This window comes from Paenibacillus rhizosphaerae, from assembly GCF_014192015.1.
In the GTDB taxonomy this organism is placed as follows: Bacteria; Bacillota; Bacilli; order Paenibacillales; family Paenibacillaceae; genus Paenibacillus_AQ; species Paenibacillus_AQ rhizosphaerae.
Genome location: NZ_JACHXJ010000002.1, coordinates 1,442,919 through 1,460,877, shown reverse-complemented (window position 1 = coordinate 1,460,877; position 17,959 = coordinate 1,442,919). Strand labels below are relative to the sequence as shown.

Here is a 17,959-nt window from a genome sequence, read left to right as displayed (position 1 = left end):
GGGCCCGAAAAAGCCTTCCGCGGCGGACTTTTCGGTAAAAAAGCAGCCTGCGCGCCGCAGGCTGCTTGCCTTCCGCGGAAAGGAAGCGGCGACTCGGCTGCGCCACCCTGTCGGGCACTTGGCTTTTTAGCCAATTTAAGATCGATCTAAGTGACATCTAGAACACAGCATTGCCAGACGCTCGCAGTCTAGGGTTGTTTGTGTTATTTGTTCAGCAAAAAGCCACTTCTCATCTAAAGTGAGAGTGGCTTTAGTTATGGTTCATTGGATTTGTGTTGATCATCTTCCCATTTGTCATATGGACTTACGGCATGTATAAGGTTTCAGCGTTCCACAGCCATCCTTTTTTCATGATGCCCATTCCTTAACGGATCCATATTAAATAGTTTCGAACTATATTTCACTTGGATCTGACCCATATTCATGTATCTTGAAGCACTGATTGAAAGAAACTCTACGGTCCGAAAATTGAATTTTATGTTCATTAATCCGCCATTACTCCTAAAAGTGAATATAAGACAAGCCAGGTAAATATCCGCTTATAGACGACTGGAAAAACAAGGGATTATACTCGATGTGAGTTCCACCGCCCAAATCTAATCAGGGCGTAAGTTCAACTGGAGAAAGGGGAAATGAGATGAAGTACAAACGGTTCAAGGCGCTTGTCGCCGCAATCGCGATTGGAGTAGGCGTCGTTTCGAGCGCGACGGGAGGGAGCGCCGCCGCCGCGGAGCCGTCAGCGGCCGGACCCGAACTGACCGTCAATGCGCTACAAGGCCGGCATGCAATCAGTCCCGATATCTACGGCGCGAATATTGTCAACTGGGATCAGGAACTTACGAACAGCCTTTACCAGCTCGGCTCAGAGACGAAAATGCCTGTCTTCCGTTGGGGAGGAAACAACACGAGTCTTTACAATTGGCTGGAGGACTCCTCGAATTCGGGGTACGATTACTTTTATATGGGTGGCAGTGGCAACCCGGATCCGGTCCCGAGTGGAAGCGTCGATGCGATGGTGGACGCTTCTCACGGACATGGCGGCAAAGGTCTCGTAACCGTCCCGATTACCGGGTATGTCAACAAAACGAGCGAAATGAACTGTTCCTATCCGGAATCGCTATATCCTGAGCAAGGCCTTCTGTGGGGGCAATACGAGTTCAACCCTTATCAGACGGAAGCGAACGGAGACCGTTGCGGAAGTGGTCTGGATCCCGATTACAGTCCATCCGATTGGCCGCTTCATCAGTTAACCAATACGACGTTGGATCACAACTACATCCGGGTAACGCCGGAATGGATGGAGGAATGGATCGGCCACTTGACTGAGAAATACGGCCCGACCTCGCAAAGCGGCATGATCTACCAAATGGACAACGAACCGGAAAGCTGGGAATTCATTCATCATGACATTCATCCCGATAAAACCGGATTCGACGAGCTGTTGGGCCAGACGATCGACTACGCTTCGATGATCAAAAGAAAAGATCCGTCCGCCCAAGTGCTCGGACCGTCGAACTGGGGGCTCCCCGCCTATTACGATATGGAAAAGGATGGCGACAACTGGGCGAGTCACGGCATGCCTTGGTCGCAGTATTATCTGACGAATTTGAAGGCCTATGAAGAAGCGAACGGCGTCCGGCTGCTCGATTATTTCGACCAGCACTTCTATCCCTCTGTTGACGGCGTGAATCTCGCGAACACAACGGCAGGTGACGAGCAGACGAAGAAGGCAAGGCTTCGTTCCACGCGCGCCCTGTGGGATCCCACGTACAAACAGGAAAACTGGATGGGCCAATTTTTCGAGCCCGCCAAGGAGTCGATGATCATTCCGCGCATGAAATCGTGGGTCGATCAGTATTATCCCGGCACGAAGACGGCGATCACCGAGTATAACTGGGGAGGTCTGGAAGATATCAACGGCGCGCTTGCGCAAGCGGACGTCCTCGGCATTTTCGGACGTGAAGGGCTGGACCTCGCCACGCTATGGGGGCCGCCCAAGATGACCGATCCCGGCGCCTATGCGTTCCGGATGTATCTGAACTATGACGGAAAGGGAAGCAAATACGGTGATACCTGGGTCGAATCGTCGAGTGGGGACCAAGACAAGCTGGCCGTTTACGGCGCTCAGCGCTCCACGGACGATGCCGTCACGCTCATGGTGATCAACAAAACGGACAGCGACTTGACGAGCTCTCTGACTTTGAAGGGATACATGCCAAGCAAGCAAACCGCACAGGTTTATTCATACAGCTCGGCCGATCTGAACGCCATCGTAAATGTGCCTGGCGGGGCCGCCATTGGCAAAATCGAAGGAAGAGGGGTTCCGGAGCACGAAATCGTGTATACGTATCCGGCCAACTCCATTACACTGCTTGTGGTGCCAGGCCACGACATCCCGGGAGCGGCCCATGAGTCCGCATCCGGCGAGCCTGGAACGGGAATCCAGCAAGGGACCGTGCCGCCCGCCGACAACGGACGCGTATTCTCTCCCGAGTTCGGGACGCCCGCTTTCCCTGGCAGAGTATCGAAAGCAGCACGACCTTAAGAGGCTCCTGCAAAACGATGACGGCATCCTTAACGGACGAGCCCCGTACCTCACGGTACGGGGTTCGTCGCATGTGGCGGCTGCCGCCAAATGGGTCCTTCTCCTATCATTCCGACAAATACGACTGCTCGCTTGGCGCCCAGACGATCGACCGTACCGAGAACCGCAGAATCTGAATGAAGCTGGCGTACGCTTCGAATCCGACTCGCGCATGCGTTCTCGAGTCGATCGGATCGGCATCTGTTAATTCAAACAAAAGATGGCCGTCGACCGTCACGAAGCAGTACCGTTTGATGCTTTCCGCCTGTTCGCGATACACGCGCCCCGGTTCGAATGGAAACTGCGGCGTCGCGGCGTTCAGCGTATATTCGGGCGAACGTTCGATTCCCACCTTGCCTTCCCAGCTCGCGTTCCACATCATGTCGATGTCGTGGCTGCCCGGCGGCACCGTGCGGCCCCCGAATTCGAGGAGCACATGCCCGGAAAAGTCGTCGTCGAAACGGATCGGTAGTGGTCGGCGGCGGACATCTCGGCAAACGCGGGCAAGTTCTAGGCCCGGTCCGATCCTGATCCCGCATCAAGATTCAAATCCGTCCTAGCTACCCGGCTCCGGTACCCTTCGCCCAGCTGTGCGGCGATCGCCCGCCAGCGCGCCAGCTGATTCTCATGCACAAGGCGGGGGATATATCCCAGGTTCAGATACGTCTTGATCGCCGGAATCCGGAAATCGTCCGTATCCAGCACCGCCCTTCGCCTGCCTTCCTGCACCATGCCATGCATAGCTGCCAGTGACGCCTTTGCGCCGAGCGCCCTTCCGGCGTACCGGTGCAGCAGGCCGACCATATGTAGATAGCCGGTCTCCTTGCCGAGCCCGCTCTTATGCCAAGCCGCCGCGGTCGCGACCGGCGCATCGCCGTCGCAGATGAACCAGACCCGCTCGGGCCTATATTCGGGATCGCGGGTCATATGTCCGTAGCCGATTTCTTCGTTCGCGAACGATTCGCGGATGATTGCCTCCCAGGCAATCTCGTCGCCTTTGCGGAACGTCCGGGCGGTGAAGCCCCCGGGCAGCTCCAGCGCCGGGAGAGCGGTCAAATCGTCATATAGCATTGATAATTGCGGTTGAAGTGACTCCATACAGGCGTACCCCTTTTCCAGTGTGGAATAAGTGCTTTGAAGAAGATATCTCAATATTCTGAATATATGTTCGACATACAAAGCGAGATTGCTGAATTCATTTACTATGCGAAACCGGAATAGTAAGCTGCTTTGTAGAAGCATTCATGACGAAGAGGAATTCACTTTCTTTGAATGAATACCCGCACCGGCGCTAAAACCTCATGATCTGCTCCGCATACGATTTGGCGTTGCGGAAGTCGGGCATCTCTAGTGTCCGCCCGCCGTTCATGACGGACAGCTCCGAGAGCAGGGCCACCGCCGTCCACTCGCATGCGTCATAGACGTCGATCGCCGGCATGCGCTCGCCCTTGATCGCGGCGACGAAGTCTTCGACGATGAAATAATCACCGCCCCAGTGTCCGGCCGATTTCATCTCGTCCGTCGCATTTCTGTACCGGTCGGGCATATACTCGGCATAGTCGCTCAGCGGGCGCCACTTCTCCGCGCCATGCGCGTCGTCCCCGGTCTCCAACGAGATCTTGTGCGTGTCGCCCATTCCGCGCGGAGCCTCGTAGCACCCCTTCGTCCCCTGCAGCGTGTAGTAAGCCATATTGTGCGGCCGCTTCGATATGCAGTCGACGCGGATCTTGATCAGCTTCCCGCTCTCCAACTGGCAGATCGTAATGCTTGTGTCTTCCTGCCGGAACCGGGGATCAGTATGCCAGCCCGTGCCGAAAGAGGATACCGACCGAATGCGGTCGCCCTGAAACCACTGCATGACCGGGCCGAGGCTGTGCGTCGGATAAAATGCGCCCCGCTTACCCAGTTGCCAGTAATTCCGCCACGTCGGATGTGAATTCCCGGACCCGCCCGCACGGTTGAAGCGGAACGCAAGCTCCCGGATATCGTGCAGGTACTCGCCTTCCCCGAAGTAGACCTCACCGAATAACCCCTGTTTCACCATATTTAGAATCAGCTGGTTCTCGGGTATATAGCAGTAATTCTCCGCCATCATGTACACGCGGCCGGTCGTCTCCACCGTCTCCTTCAGCCACCACAGTTCGTCCATCGTGACGCCGGCCGTCACCTCGCTCATGACATGCTTGCCCGCCTGCATCGCTTGGATCGACTGCGGGACATGCAGTTGCATCGGCGTCGACACGACGACCGCATCGATGTCGCTGTCCAGCATATCCTCGAAAATACGGTACGTATTCGGAATGTCGTGCTTCGCGGCTGCCTCCTGCACATAGTCGCCATCCAGATCGCACAGTGCCACAACTTCTGTGTCCGGGATCATTTTGAACCCTTGGAGCGTACTGAGCCCCCTTGCTCCCACGATCCCCACCTTAATTGTCATGTTTTAACCTCCACAAAGGCCAGTATAATAAGGACGTTTAATATCTTGAATATCTTGATTGTATCGACTGTACTTCCGTCCCTTCAAGAGCTTTGCCGATTTTACTCTTTGACGGAACCGACGAGGAAATCCGCACCCGTCCGATCCGCCCCTTCGTGCGGCCATTCGCTCAGCACGGCGAATCCCTGGCACGACCGGAAAATGGCTCGCCCCTCGCCATCCATCGTTGTTCCACCTCGTCCACTTACGCAAATTATAGGCGCCACCCATTCCCGGCGTCTACGCTCTATTCTTTACCTGCATGACTTTTATTGACATCCACTTCGCGGAACGCAAAAAAGCGACCGTACCCGATAGTCGCATCGGTCGATCGCCTCCCTGTTCGCTGTTATTGAGAAGATTCGCGACTCGGCTCCGCGACTCTCATACCCCCAACCTTCTCGCGGTATTCCTGCGGGGTGAGGCTGGTCTCCTTCTTAAAGTAGCGCGAGAAATAGCCTGATTCGAAGCCAATTCGCGTGGCGATCTCGCTGATTTTCATCCTCGTGTCCGATAGCATCCGCTTGGCGGCGTTCAGCTTTAGCTCCGAAATATAGTCGGACAGTCCGATTCCCGTCTGCTGTTTATAAAACCGGCACAGATAGCTGGCGTTCAGCTCGACGACGTCGGCCAGCCGCACGAGGGACAGGTCGCCGTCGATATGGCCTGCGATATATTCGTGTAGTCGCCGGATCACCTCGTTGCTCCGGTCGGTGTTCTCCTGCCGCAGCCGTTCGAAAAGGCCCGCCGAAATTCCGCGTACAAATCTGCAAGCATCGGGCCAGGAACCGTGGCTCTCCATTACCAGAAGCCGGCTTACGGGATAAGCCTTGTCGATCTCGGCGTATACCGACCAGCGGTTGATTTGCGACAGAAGCATGACGGCGATCGAATAATAAATCTCCTGGAGGTCGGAGAACGTGTCTCCGCTTCCCTGCTGCAGCACGTCGTCGAGCAGCTCGAAGTAAGCTTCCTGCTGGCCGCTCTCGATCAGCGTCTTCAGCTGGTTGAGACGGAACTGGCGAAGATGTGTCATCTTCTCACGCCGCAGGCTCGCCGTCTCCGGGGCGTCGTTCTCGTACGCGTCTCCCCTTTCCACGAGCAGCATCTCCTCGCTGTCACCGAGACCCCGGATCAAAAGCCGGTTCAGCGCCTCGTACTTCTGGGGGAGATTCTCCCAGCGGAACGGCTGCGCTGTGAAGCTAAGGGAAATTGTGAGCTTGAGCAATTTCCTGCTCATCGCCTGCACGTAATCAAGCAGCTCGTGTATGACCCGGGTGGACACATCGGCACCTATCGGCACTGCCGTATCGGCCCGTTTCGGTTGGACGAGCCAGAAGAAGCGGGCTCGTCCGCTGACGACGGTAACCATGTCGGCCGTGTGAGCGAGTACCTCCGCAGCGATATTTTGAACGGCGAAGAGCATCAGTTCCTTATCCGTTAGCGTAAAATCATCCGGCCATCGGTCGACCCGGCCGATCACGAGCATCACTGGCAGCGCGGCGTCAAGCCCGATCGAAAGCTCTTCGAACCTCCGCCTGCAGGCACCTTCGTCGACCGGCGATTCCGTGACGATGCTAGTCAGAAAATCCTTTTGTAGCATCGGGAGCGCCTTTTTAATCTGAACGTGCGCGCTTTCGATCAAATTCTGTATCGCCTGCTCGCTGCCGAGCTCGTCGACCGCCTTGCGCACGGCCTCCACGATTTCCTCCTCGTCATCTGTCTTCAGCAGATATCCCGCGATGCCGTGTCGCATGGCGGCCTGCACATAGGTGAATTCGTTATGGCCGGACAGGAAAATCACCTTGCATGCCGGCCACTTCCCTTTGACCCGTTCCAACAGTTCCAGCCCCGACATTCCGGGCATGCGGATATCACTGAGCACGATATCGACGCGGGTTTTCTCCATCACGTCCAGCGCCTCCGAGGCCGAGCCGGCGCAATAAATATCCAGCTCCATCCGGTCCGAATCCTCGAACATATCCTTGAGACTGCTTACGATATACGGCTCATCGTCTACGATTAGCAATCGATACATCGATCATTCCTCCTTGAGCGGGATGGCCAGCTGGACACGCAATCCGCCAAGTGAAGGGCTCCGGTCGACCCGGACTCCGCTCTCGGCGCCATATTTGAGCCACAGCCGCTTATGCACATTGACGAGTCCGGTCGTTTCCAGCTGCGTCGAGGAACTCGAAAGCTTAGACTCGAGCGCCATGAGCTGCTCGGGCGTCATGCCGGCCCCGTTATCATCAATCACGATCGTCAGCTTGTTAGGCGTCAGATCGAACGACACGCAAAGAACACCGCCGCTATCGATAACCTCCAGGCCGTATTTATACGAATTCTCAATGATCGGCTGCAGGGTCAACCGTGGCACCGGAATGGCTTCCGCGGCTTTAGGCAGCTCCTCGAATGAGACCCGGATGCGGTCTTCAAAACGGATTTTCTGTATTTCCAGGTAGGCTCGAGCGAATTCCACTTCCTCTTTCAGTTCCACCTCGTCCATCGCATTTCGTGTAATAAATTTAAAGTAGTTGCCCAGATGCGTGGTGAATGGCCGAAGCTTCGGGTAATCCTCCGTACGGACCATACGCTTCAGTATGAAGAACGTATTATACAAAAAATGAGGATTGATTTGGGCCTGCAGCTGGCGCAGCTCGGCCCGCTGCGAGCGGATCTTCTCTTCATACACCTCTCCGATCAGCTGCTGTAGCTTGCTCAGCATGGAATTGAATTGTGCATACAGGTATTCGAATTCGTCGTGGCTCCGGTGCGACAGCTGGAGGTCCATCTTCCCCTTCTCCACGAGGCGGAACGAACGGACCAGCTTTCTCAGGGGACGGTGGATGAGCCGATAAATCCAATAGGAGAAGAGGAGCACGATCAGTACCGACGAAGCGGAAAGCATCCAGAACCAGACATTATAGCGCTTCAGCTGCCCGAGAGCGCTTTCTTCAGGCATGTACATGACAAGCGAGATGTCGAAGTCCCGCGAATGCTCCATTGTCAGCATGTAGTCATCGTTCCGGTAACGAAACATATCCATCATGCTGACTTTCTCGCCTTCATTGCCGGCTTGCTTGCGGACGATTCCCTGCAACGTGTCCATAAGTTCCCGGTTCGTATCGTTTGTGATCGACCAGTCGTAATGGTTGCTGAACAGGATGGCCTGCTCGTCCTTTGAATTGATGAACGACGCGAGATCCCTCTGGATCGCTTGTTTGTTCAATTCCGTCACGAGGAAGAACGTCAGCGCGTCGGGATAACCGATTACGGGATAACGCTGGCAAATATAAAGGCGCCCGTTCCATGTCACGATCGCCGGATGAGTCTCGGCTGTCTTGGAGATCAGCGCTTTGAGTTCCTCTTCCGGAATGGCGTCATACTTGCTCTGTGAGTTGATCACCTTTCCCAGACTAGAGATAAAGGCATCGACGGACAGAATATAGTTGCTCGAATTTTTGAACAATCGTAACCGCTTCTGAAGACGAATAATCGCCTGTGTACGTTCGAGATCGGTCATGACCTGGTTCGTCACGGCGAGATTCTGGAGATCGTCATCGTTAAGGAACTCCTGCTGAAGCTTCTGAATGCGGCCGAACTCGACGACGAGCGACTGGATATAGAAATGCACGCGGGCCATCATCGAGCTGTTGATCTCGGCCCGAACATTGTCCGCGCCAGACTGGATGAGAAACAAGCCCAGCGTGTACAGCGGAGTAATAACGATGAGGAACGTTAGCACAAGTTTGGTGAAGATCGAAATTCGCGGTTTGGCGAAACGAAGCAGCGGCAAGCCCATCCTTCCCCCTTCCTCTTCGATGTCCATCCAATTATATCATCAATATACGTGTTTAACGGGAAAAGACACCCGAGGGGTGTCGGACATGCAATTATTCTTTGACGCTTCCAAGCACGATTCCCTTGACGAAATACCGCTGAAGGAATGGATAAATGACGAGTATCGGCAGCGCGCCCATAAAGATCTGTGCCGCTTTTGAGGTCCGTTCCGAGATTTTCGCCAGCGAGTTGATGTCCTTGGCCGATTGCATCACGAGATCGGTCTTGATGATAACGGTCTGCAGGTAGCTCTGCAGCGGGTAATGACTCGGATTGTTCATGTAGATCAAACCGTCGAACCAGGAGTTCCAGTGCCCGACGATGGTGAAGAGGCCGATGGTTGCCAGCGCCGGGGTCGACAGCGGCACGAACAGCCGCCACAGCACAGTCCACGGACGCGCCCCGTCGACGAATGCCGCTTCTTCCAACTCCTTCGGCAGGCCCCGGAAGAAATTAAGGAGCAGGATCACGTTGAAAACGGGAACAGCTCCGGGAACGATGAGAGCCCAGATCGTATCCATCAAGTGCGTCTCGTTGACAACCATGTAGGTCGGAATCAGGCCGCCGCTGAATAGAATCGTTAGCACGAGGAACCAGGCATAGGCGGTCCGCCAGCGGAACTGGGAAACTTCCTTCGACAACGGATACGCCATGACGATCGTGAGCAGCATGTTCACGACCGTGCCAAGCGCGACTCGCTCGACGGAGATCCAGAACGAAGTCATGAATTCAGGTTTACTGAGTACATAAGTGTAAGACTGCCAGGTGAAATTGACCGGCAGGAAGGTGACGTTGCCGCTTGCCGCCGCCGTCTTGTCGCTGAGCGAGATGGCCAGCACGTGGATCAGCGGCAGGATGCACATCACCGACAATCCGATCAGAAACGCATAGTTGAGCACATTGAATACTTTGCGGCCAAGCGTCAATTGATGGACCATGAGTGCACCTCCTTAGAAAATCCGATAATTGGCCAATCGGTACGCCAGCAGGTAGGATACGGAAATGAAGACGAACGAGACAACCGATTTGAACAGCCCCACCGCGGTTGCGGGGCCGAATTGCGCATCGACGAGACCCAGCCGGTATACCAGCGTATCGATGATGTCTCCCGATTCGTAGACCTGCGGTGAGTATAAATTGAAAATCTGATCGAAGCCAGCATTCAGCACGTTACCGAGACTCAGCGTAGTGAGCAGCACGATAATCGGAATCATTCCGGGCAGTGTCACGTGCCACGTCTGCCGCCACCGGTTGGCGCCGTCGACGATCGCCGCTTCGTAAAGGACCGGATTGATGGACGTTAAAGCCGCCAGGTAGACGATCGTGGAGAAGCCGAATTCTTTCCACAGATCGGTGATAACTACCGTATACGGGAACCAGTCGTTGTTTCCGAGGAAAAAAATCGGCTGGATGCCCAATAGCTGAAGCCCTTTGTTAACAATTCCTTCAGACGGCGACAGGATATCGATCAGAATGCCCCCCAGAATGATCCACGACAAGAAATGCGGCAGATAGATCAGCGTTTGAACGGATCGCTTCACCAAGCTCTTATTCACTTCGTTCAACAGGAGCGAAATGAGAATTGGGAAGATGAGTCCGGCCACGATTTTCATCAGTGAGATGTAAATCGTGTTCCACAGCACGTTCATCGTATCGGGCAGCGACCAGATGTAAGTGAAGTTATCGAAGCCGATCCAGTCCGATTTGAATCCGTTCGCCGGAATGAAATCCTGAAACGCGATGACCAGCCCGAACATGGGGCCATAGCTATAGATGAGCACTAGGATGACACCGGGCAGAAGCATGAGATGGTACGGCATCTCGCTGAAGCTTTTGCGTTTCATAGGGGTACTCTCCTTTCGGTGCGATGAAGTGAAAGAAGAAGAACAATGGGAACGAATCCATCGCCCTTCTTCCCGTTTCGTGGATTACTTCTTCTGTTCAGCGTACCAATCGTTCACTTCTTTGGTCATTTGGTCGCCGCCAAGCTTCTTCCAGTTATCGACGAACTTGTCGAATTCGTCGATCGACGATCCGAGAATGATCTTTGTAAACGTCTCAAGCTGCATCTTATCAAGTGTCGCGCGCTTCTGCGCCATCGTCTTCGTTGGCGCGCCATAGAACTTGGTTAACTTTACATTCTCGTCCTTATTCTGGTAGATGTCTTCGATAACCTTGTAGGAGCTCTCGTGGCCGAACACGCGCATCGTGCCCCACGTCGTCCGGTCTCCGCCTTCGTATCCCAGAATCTTGTCGTAGTAGCCCTTCTGCTCCTGGTTCAAGCCGGACGGATCCTTCGCATCCAATGCAGCGGTCACCTTCTTGTAGTGGCCGAAGTTGCCGCCGATCGGGTTCGAACCGGCACCTTGGATTACGGCTTCCTTAAAGTGTCCGTATTCCTTGCCGTCGACAATCTCCGTGTGGAAGACTTTCGGATCGGCTTTGCCGCTATACATCTTCTCATTACCTAGATTGAACAGCTTGATCAGCGCCTCAGGGTGCTCGGCCTTCTTGTTGACAACCCAGAAGCTGTTGAAATCGAGATTGGCCGTGTACTGCACTGGCTTCCCGGTCGCCGAAACAAGCGGCGTCACGATCCAGTCCGCGTCCGGGTTCTTGCTGACGCTGTCCTGAAGCGGCCACAGCGAATCCCACAGCGCGCCGACTTCGACGCCGACCTTGTTGTTCGCAAAGTCCTCGCCCACTTTGCCGGTGTCCTTGACGCCGAATTCAGGATCGATGTAACCCTTCTTGTACAGCTCCTGGAGCTTGGCCAGCGCCGTCTTCACTTCAGGCTGGATGGAGCCGTAGACGATCGAGCCGTCCGCGTCTTCGATCCAGATGTTCGGGAACGCGCCGAACGCATTGAAGACACCTGTCGTTTCCGCCACGCCGTTGCCATACAGGTCTTTCGTCAGTGCGAGACCAAACGTATCCTTCTTGCCGTTGCCGTCGGGGTCCTGGTTGACGAAAGCGTCCATGACTTTCTCCAGATCGTCCCACGTCTTCGGCGCTTCCAGTTTCAACTTTGTCAGCCAGTCGGAGCGCAGCCACAGCAGCGGAAGGCTGCCCTCGTAACCGCCTTCATCCGGTGGCAGCGCCATCAGCTTGCCGTCGAATGTAGCCGCCGCTTTCGCCAGCGGACCGAGTTCGATCGATTGACGGGTCAGCTCCGTCGCATAGTTCTCGTAAACCTCGGAAAGGTCGGCGATTTTTCCGGCCTGCACGAGCTGTTTCAGCTGCGAGGCGCTGACGCGGAAGATGTCAGGCAGCTGATTGGATGAGATCGCTATGTTCATCTTCGCGTCATACTGGTCGGACGGAACGACCCAGTCGTACTTAACGTTAATTCCCAATTCATCCTGATAGGCCTTGATCCAGGCATTGTTCGAAATGTCCTCGCCGGGCTTGAAACTCATCGACGGATCCTGGTCGCGGACCGTCGATACCGTGATCGGCGGATCGTATTTATCGCCTTCCGCTGTTTTGGGCGATGCATTGTTGGTCGTGCCGGCCGTATTCGATCCGTCGTTCGTCGTCGCGGCGGTATCTTTGCCGCCTGCTGCCTCGTCCGAACCGCCGGACTTCGAGCATGCTGCCGTTAATACAAGGACCAAGATGATCAGTAGAATACCCGTCTTCTTGAGATTCGCCATGCTGGGTGTACCTCCCTTATATGGTCGTTTTGTAAAACTACCTTCATGATAAAGAAGCCGCCGTACGCGCAAAAGCTGAAACTTTTGACATGGCTTGCACTTTGTTTACTTTGTAAATGATAGCCCATGCATGTCAATAAAATCCCACTTTCTATTCGGCTTGTTCCCCTCCTCCGATGAACAGGACCCGCTTGCGCATCAGTTTTAGTGCCTTGGTTGCCGCCGAAAAAGGGACATAAACTGGCCGTAGCAGCCCTTCGCTCCGGTCCAATCCGGCCGCTGCTCCGGAGACTGGCACGTACACGCCGAGCCCCTGGTGGACGAGGGAGCCGTCCGCGTACGCGCACAGGAGGGATTGCGCCGCTTGCGGGTCTATCTCTCCGGCGTGAAGAAGCAGAGGGCCGTAATGGAAGGACGAAGCACCTTGAAGACCATGAAGATTTACGGGCTCCACCATGCGCAAGCCGCCCATGCCGAAGTTGAACGTGATTACAGTGCCGCTCCCGAGGACGGCATCGAAAGTGATGAGGCCGTTTTCAACGCCTTTCGCCTCGATTGGAGTGCCATTGACTTTAAGAGCGGCCGAGCCCGGAACCGCCCAAGAGGGCAGGAAGAACCGGAGCGTGCGGACGCGTGCCGGTACTGCGTCTGCATCTGTCGTGATCACTTCGAGTACGACCTGTCCCTCAAACGGATACCGCGTCGTCAGCTTGACCGTTATATTGCCGTCCGGAAAAGGCAGCCGGACTACGCCGTCGTTATAGAAGGGTACCGCTATTGTATCGCCGTCCGTACAGAACCCGAATTGCAGAGCACGGGCCAGGCCTTCGCCGCCGCGCATCGTGCAGCACCAGGTGGCTTCGTAGATACCTTCCAACGCGTACAGTTCCGGCTCGGACGCACCGGCGCAATTATCGCAGCCGAAGCCGCCGTTATGGCGCTGACCGTGGCTTAGCGCATTGTAATAGATCCGGTGCGCGGTTTCCAGGTAATCGGAACGCTTCGTATGCCGCCACAGCTCGACCGCCACGATGAATGAATCGACGACCGCACACGGCTCGGTCCACCAAGGGCGATTAAACCAGTTGTAGTTAGCCTGATTGTCGGTCATGCCCTCCGTCTCATATAGCCGGTATACCGCCTCCGCTCCCGCCAGCAACGCGCTGTCGCCCGTCAGGGTGTACAGTCGGAGGATGCCACGAAGCGCCGACAGCGTCGCATGCGTTTGTGCGCTGATACCGCGCAGGTCGAGCTTGATAAAAGCGGCGGCCATTTCCTCCGCCAGCTCGCGAAGCTCCGGCCAATGCAGCCGTTCGTACGCATGCGTCGCCCCGTCAAGCATGATGAATGCGCATCCGATATCAGTGGACAAGTACCAGCCCCGCACAGGCTCCTCCACAAGCCGGCCGGCCGCCTCGCCGCCGAGACTCGCCCGGTCCGTGGGATCGGCGGGATACCCGGCAAAGGAGCCCCGCGCCGGCAGCAGCAGCTCCCGTGCGACCCGCTCGGCGACGGCAAGCGCGCCCGCGTCTCCGGTCCATGCTTCGTACTCCAGCATCCCGCGCAGAAACCAGCTGTTGCCCGCAAGCTGCTGCTCGTCGAGCTGCCCTTCCGGCAGCAAACGTCCAAAATAGCCGCGCTCGTTCAATGCGTCCGGCAAACGCTTTAAAATCGCTTCCAGGTGCCTCGGCCGGATGCCGGCGGCGCGGCCGGTAAGTGTCTGGGCAAGAATGGTACGGCCTTCGTTGTCTCCGGGCCAGTCGTAGGAGGCCGGTTTGTACGCCTGCTCAGGTCCGTAATCGTCATCGGCCAGACGACTGGCGCTGGCCAGCAGACGGTCGGCTAAGTCGCCGCCCGCCCGCACCCGTTCGAATGGAATAGGCTGCATCGTCATCAGAAAATCCGCCTTTCTTGCCAAAGTAATGGAACGAGAGCGGCCAGGCCGCTCTCGCTTCTTCTTCATTTATTCGGGAAATGCCCCTCTCGGCAAAAATCCGCGGTCCTGCATGTGGGGACTGCGGCGCCTTTCACTTGCGTATGCCAATCCACAGCGAATCCGACTGAAACGGATGGCGTTTCAGCGTCGATATCCCGTTTTCCACACGGACGTCCGGTTTCAGAATCCGTTTCCCTTCCAGCTCGATTACATCCCAATCATAAGCCCCGGCGTCGAGCACCAGCCGCAGGTGTACGTTATCCGGCTGGTAGATCACGAGCTTACCGGCATCCGCTGAAGCTGCCGCACGAATGTGGGGTGACGCATTTTGAACGAGTGATAATGCCGGTTCAAGATCGTAAAAGTGATAACGCTCGAACAGCCATTTGGCGAAACCGCCTCCCATGCCCCTTCGAATCGCATAGCCGTTTCCCAACCCGGCAGGCTCTCGCCGTTTAGGAAACGTTCATCCTCCCGGTGCCAGCTCCACATGCCGTGCGCGCCGTAGGTAAATCCGGCTTTTGCGCCGGCAAGCAGGCTGCTCCACATCGCCCGCCGTACATGAGGCGCCGCATAGTGACCGCCCCGCTCGTCGTCGAAATGCATGCCCTCGTAACAGGGCTCGCCGTTAATAATCGGACGCTCTCCGAGAAAGCCCAGCGCATAGGTGTACGCGTGCTGCTGATTATCCCTGTCATGACCGGATTGGTATAGAACGAAATCGAGTAGCTCCGATTTCATGAATACCTCCGGAAGCATCGGCACGTTGCCGGCGATATGCATCGTTGTGACAGCATTCGTAACCCGGCCTTTAACGGTCTTAAAAGCCTTCATATAATACCGGATCGTATCCTCCGAACCGAAGTTCGTGTCACCGCTGATGCAATAGATCGGATCGAACCTTCCGAAGCGGTCGATAAGCAGATGGGTTAACGGCTCAATCCGCTCGAAAGGAATGACCCAGTCGGGATCGGGAGGCCATGACTGCGTGTCCTTGACGTAACAAAGCCAAAACAGCGTGAGATCGAGGATGAAACCGTGATGGACCGCCGCTTCGGCCATTTCCGCCGCCCTGTCGAAATAAGCTTCGTTCACTTTAGCAAAATCGTATTTGCCCTTTGTCGTAAATTCGAATGGATGCAAATCGTCCTCGCCGATGCTGCGGTCGTTATAAATACCGAATGCACTGATGCGGACTACGTTGTAACCTTGGCTCCGTCGGTAGGTGAGGTAAGTCTCCCACTCCTTTGGAGTAGCCCTGACGAAGGCGTTCCATACCGTATCGGCAAGATAGAAGAAAGGCTGGCGGTCCTTCAGCAATAGATGTCTCTCCATATCGATTGTAATCATTGACAACAGTCACTCCTTCCTAGGGCCCATTACGTAAGTTCAGTAATTATACCGCTTTCCTTTTCGCAAAAAAGGAGAGAGATTCGGCGTTCGCCGAATGCTATCTCCTCTTTGACCAGCAGCGCGGCCCTTCATGTAATTGGCTCCGCCTCGTCATAGCGTATGGGCCGGACGCCGAGCCGCACACAGCTTTGAAGTACCTCCGGGTGAGTGAACATGAGGCGCTCGCCGATCCGGTCCGCGACAACCTTCCCTGAAGGATAGTCAGGCGCGCCGAACCGTCTCATATCCTCTTCGTCAAAACCCGGATGCCCAACGAGCAGATATTGCCCCGGAGGAGCAGACCTGAGACCATCGACCAGCTCTTCGACACGACCCTCTCCGGCAGTTGACGCCGAGACAGGCGGTAGGGGAAGCCTCCGACTGAACCGCCTATAATTGCGGATGCCTTCCCGACTGCACCAATAGTCGAATATTTCATTAAAACTCGGCAGCGCCCATTCAAACACCATATGCGTGTCCGCGTAGCCGATTCGGAAGCCAAGCCCCCGGAGTCGTTCCAGCTGAACGCGGAGCTCGGACAAAATTTCCTCCATCACCGGCGGCCGATCGAGAAAGGAATGGGGCGACGGTGTAAACATCCCACTATCCGCCTCGACAAGAGAAGGTACGCAGGAAATCGGACTAAGCGGCCCCCAGCGGACGTCAGTCCATTCTGCATTCAGCGTGGCATGCAAGCCAAAACAAACATCCCTATGACTGGCAAGCAGCCTCGCCGCATGCTCGATACTCGGACCGACGGCCATCAACGACACGTTGCGGACGATACCGCGCTCGATTGTTTCAAGAATGGCGCGGTCTGCGGACTCGGCGCTGCCAGCATCGTCGGCCCGCGTAATAAGGCGAATGCAGGTGGTATTCTGGTTCATGTATGTACCCTCCCTGAACGGAACGTCATGACCATCCCGCAGCTTTGATCACTACCAAATTAACGCGTGACGAATCCACGTCGCCACCGCACAGCCACTTTTGCCTCCCGTACCTTTCCGCTTCTATTCATCGTCATTCAAAGGAAAGGACGACCTGCAGATGAGGCTCCGTTTTCCGGTCGATCATCTCGTAAGCGGCCGCAGCTTCCTTGAAGGGAACCACGTGCGTGATCAAGCCTTTCAGGTTGAGAAGGCCGCTGGCTGCAAGACGAAAGACGGTGCGTTCCAGCCGCAGCCGGTTCCAACGGTTTTGTAGCTCGACCGATACATTTCCGATCTGCGAGGATATGACCTGTATCCTCCGGTGATGGAACTCTTCTCCGAGAAACAACCCTCCGGCGTCTCCCTGATAGAAGCCCGCCGCTACAACACGTCCGTTATATACAACCGAGCGGATAGCCTGATGAAGGCCAGCCGTAAAACCAGACAGCTCGATAGCCACGTCCGCTCCCGTTCCCGTAGCGGCCATGATGACCTTGCCGGCATCTTCTTTAATGCTGTTGATGGTCTGGGCCGCACCAAACGTTCTTGATAGATCCAGCCGCCAGTCGTCAAGATCCACGGTAATAACGCGGGCGCCGTTCAATCGGGCCAGCTGTGCGGCAATTTGCCCCGGCACGCCTTGTCCAAAGACGACCGCCGTTTCGCCAATGTGAATATGTGCGTCCAACACCGCATTTAGGGCAATCGCTCCCATTTGCGCATAAATACCTGTGATCGGATCGATGGATTCCTGGAGCTTATGGTCGCGAGCGTACGTTTCCGTCACAATATGCGTGCTTCTGTGTCCCCATGCGCCGTAGATCAGTTCTCCAAGCTTCACCGCATCCACTCCGGGTCCAATCTCTTCGACGCGTCCGATCTCCTCGTACGCCCACCCGCCGATTACCGGATACATGGACGTATCGGCCGACCTCTCCATGAACAGGCCCGTATGCGAATCCGGAACCTTGGACACCATCGGATTGGTCCCCCGATATGCTGTGAGCTGCGTTCCCGCGCTGATGCCCGAATACAGGGTACGCAGCCTGATTTGGCCCTGCTCGAGGCGCTGCTCCTCAACCTGATGGAATGCAATCGAACGCGGCCTTTCGAACACGAGTACCTCTCCCATAACACCCT

The 17,959-nt window shown here is 55.7% G+C and carries 15 protein-coding genes; 1 reads left to right on the top strand and 14 read right to left on the bottom strand.

Annotated elements, in window-relative coordinates; genetic code table 11:
• Positions 1-637 precede the first annotated feature (637 nt).
• Entirely contained in the window at positions 638-2,545 is a 1,908-nt protein-coding gene (locus tag FHS19_RS15310; RefSeq protein ID WP_183582625.1) for a glycoside hydrolase family 44 protein, read from the top strand.
• A gap of 106 nt (positions 2,546-2,651) precedes the next feature.
• On the opposite strand, the gene FHS19_RS15305 is transcribed toward FHS19_RS15310, so the two are convergent.
• The 14 genes from FHS19_RS15305 to FHS19_RS15245 all read right to left on the bottom strand — a co-directional run bounded on the left by FHS19_RS15305 (position 2,652) and on the right by FHS19_RS15245 (position 17,951).
• Positions 2,652-2,993, bottom strand: a complete 342-nt coding sequence (locus FHS19_RS15305) for a hypothetical protein (RefSeq protein ID WP_183582624.1) — start codon at positions 2,991-2,993, stop codon at positions 2,652-2,654.
• Positions 2,994-3,094: 101 nt separating this feature from the next.
• A complete protein-coding gene (locus FHS19_RS15300) occupies positions 3,095-3,682 on the bottom strand; it encodes a GNAT family N-acetyltransferase (RefSeq protein WP_183582623.1) in 588 nt (195 codons plus the stop codon).
• A 193-nt stretch (positions 3,683-3,875) separates the two neighbouring features.
• On the bottom strand, positions 3,876-5,024 hold the full coding sequence (locus tag FHS19_RS15295; RefSeq protein ID WP_183582622.1) for a Gfo/Idh/MocA family protein: 1,149 nt from the start codon (positions 5,022-5,024) through the stop codon (positions 3,876-3,878).
• 101 nt (positions 5,025-5,125) lie between these two features.
• Positions 5,126-5,248 carry a hypothetical protein gene (locus tag FHS19_RS35285; protein ID WP_281382516.1) on the bottom strand — a complete coding sequence of 41 codons (123 nt, stop codon included), beginning with the start codon at positions 5,246-5,248 and terminating at the stop codon, positions 5,126-5,128.
• 164 nt (positions 5,249-5,412) lie between these two features.
• Positions 5,413-7,101, bottom strand: coding sequence for a response regulator transcription factor (locus FHS19_RS15290; protein WP_183582621.1), 1,689 nt, complete (start codon positions 7,099-7,101; stop codon positions 5,413-5,415).
• Positions 7,102-7,104: 3 nt separating this feature from the next.
• Positions 7,105-8,895, bottom strand: a complete 1,791-nt coding sequence (locus tag FHS19_RS15285) for a sensor histidine kinase (protein WP_183582620.1) — start codon at positions 8,893-8,895, stop codon at positions 7,105-7,107.
• Between the two features lie 64 nt (positions 8,896-8,959).
• Positions 8,960-9,844 (bottom strand): carbohydrate ABC transporter permease, encoded by an 885-nt coding sequence (locus FHS19_RS15280; protein WP_183582619.1) that lies wholly within the window; start codon positions 9,842-9,844, stop codon positions 8,960-8,962.
• A 12-nt stretch (positions 9,845-9,856) separates the two neighbouring features.
• Positions 9,857-10,750 (bottom strand): ABC transporter permease, encoded by an 894-nt coding sequence (locus FHS19_RS15275; RefSeq protein WP_183582618.1) that lies wholly within the window; start codon positions 10,748-10,750, stop codon positions 9,857-9,859.
• Between the two features lie 84 nt (positions 10,751-10,834).
• Positions 10,835-12,562 (bottom strand): extracellular solute-binding protein, encoded by a 1,728-nt coding sequence (locus FHS19_RS15270; protein WP_183582617.1) that lies wholly within the window; start codon positions 12,560-12,562, stop codon positions 10,835-10,837.
• A 151-nt stretch (positions 12,563-12,713) separates the two neighbouring features.
• A complete protein-coding gene (locus FHS19_RS15265; protein WP_183582616.1) occupies positions 12,714-14,525 on the bottom strand; it encodes a glycoside hydrolase family protein in 1,812 nt (603 codons plus the stop codon).
• 64 nt (positions 14,526-14,589) lie between these two features.
• Complete coding sequence (locus tag FHS19_RS15260; RefSeq protein WP_183582615.1) at positions 14,590-14,775, bottom strand: hypothetical protein; 186 nt, start codon at positions 14,773-14,775, stop codon at positions 14,590-14,592.
• Entirely contained in the window at positions 14,772-15,848 is a 1,077-nt protein-coding gene (locus tag FHS19_RS15255) for a glycoside hydrolase family 140 protein (protein ID WP_183582614.1), read from the bottom strand. Before FHS19_RS15255 ends, FHS19_RS15260 begins: the two co-directional genes overlap by 4 nt.
• 131 nt (positions 15,849-15,979) lie before the next feature.
• A complete protein-coding gene (locus FHS19_RS15250; protein WP_183582613.1) occupies positions 15,980-16,777 on the bottom strand; it encodes a ChbG/HpnK family deacetylase in 798 nt (265 codons plus the stop codon).
• Between the two features lie 133 nt (positions 16,778-16,910).
• Positions 16,911-17,951 carry a zinc-binding dehydrogenase gene (locus FHS19_RS15245; protein ID WP_183582612.1) on the bottom strand — a complete coding sequence of 347 codons (1,041 nt, stop codon included), beginning with the start codon at positions 17,949-17,951 and terminating at the stop codon, positions 16,911-16,913.
• Between the last annotated feature and the right edge of the window lie 8 nt (positions 17,952-17,959).